Source organism: Deinococcus alpinitundrae, assembly GCF_009982895.1.
Taxonomy (GTDB): Bacteria; Deinococcota; Deinococci; order Deinococcales; family Deinococcaceae; genus Deinococcus; species Deinococcus alpinitundrae.
Genome location: NZ_WXZL01000081.1, coordinates 1 through 1245, shown reverse-complemented (window position 1 = coordinate 1245; position 1245 = coordinate 1). Strand labels below are relative to the sequence as shown.

1 protein-coding gene is annotated in these 1245 nt (G+C 57.0%); it reads right to left on the bottom strand.

Features of this window, described 5'->3' with window-relative positions; genetic code table 11:
- Nucleotides 1-1070, bottom strand: a 1070-nt coding sequence (locus GUI70_RS22460; RefSeq protein ID WP_161884495.1) for a GAF domain-containing protein, incomplete at its 3' end; no start/stop codon positions are given.
- Nucleotides 1071-1245 lie beyond the last annotated feature (175 nt).

The following is a 1245-nucleotide window of genomic DNA, read 5'->3' as shown; positions in this document are numbered from 1 at the left end:
AGCATTTCATCGAAGGCGCGGCGGTTGCCCAGGCCGGTGAGCGGGTCGGTGCGCGCTGCGGCCTCGAGCAGGGCGGCATGGTGCTGGCGTTCCATGGCCACGGTGATGTTCTGTGCTGCGACTTCCAGCAGACGCCGTTCGCTCTCTGTCCATGGTGTGAAGGTGTGGCGCAGGCAGGTCAGCACGTACGTTGCGCGGCTGGTATACAGCGGAAGGTGCGCGAGGGTATTCACGTTGAGCTCAATCCGTTCGTGCACCACACCTGAAAAGCTGGACGCCTCATTAATGTAGAGGACCGTCCGGTGATCGAGCGCCTTCCATATCGATCCCCGTGGGCGGTCGAGGCCGTTTTTAAAGAAGGCTGTGTGAGTGACATCGATGCTGCCCTGCCTGTAAATGACCTGGGCATGGTCACCCTGAATGCTCCACAGCTGGAAGCTATCCACCTTTGTCACGTCTGCCAACAGAACCGCTGCTTCTCGCAGCACATCTTCGACGTTCTGGGCGCGTTCCAGACTGGACGACAAGGCATAGAGGACTTCCGTGTCTTTCAGCGCTTGTTGCAGCCGCTGGTTGGTCTCTTCGAGCTCCTGTTGCTGCGTGGTGACGCGCTCGTCTGCATTGATCAGGGCGGTAATGCGGGGGATCAGGTGAGGCAATGCGGCGGCCGTCGCCACACTGACGATGGCGGTAATGGCCCGCAGATACCCGTCGAGCCACAGGACTGGAAGGAAGCGGGTGACGACGTGCATCACGTGCGTGATGCCACACGCGACAATGAACAACCCGAAGGAGAGGATGACCCAGTCGAAGGGCAGTCGGTTGCGGTTGAGATACACCACATAAGCAATCAGACCAGCGATCACGGTGTACGCGAGGCCGATCAGGGCGTCGGAGCCGACCTGCAGGGCGGTAAGAGCGAGGGGTGTGGCGCTGTGCATGCTGGACATGGCGCTACTGGTGTCAAAAAAATGACTCAAGAGGCCGGGCCACAGGAGCGGCAGGAGCAACCCGCATAAGGCAATTGCAAGGGTTCGCAGCAGTGTTGATTGTTGAGGCAACTTCAGCATAATTTGTTCATTATACTCTTTATAGAAACTTGCCTCTATCACACACTCCGATGTTCAGCTTTTGAGAACTTAGCCAGTGCGGGAATACTTGCTATTTTTAGGCGTTAAGCCCGGTCATTATTTTACTAATTGCCAGTAGGTAAATCGGATTCGAGACGCCTAAAAAAGCGGAGTC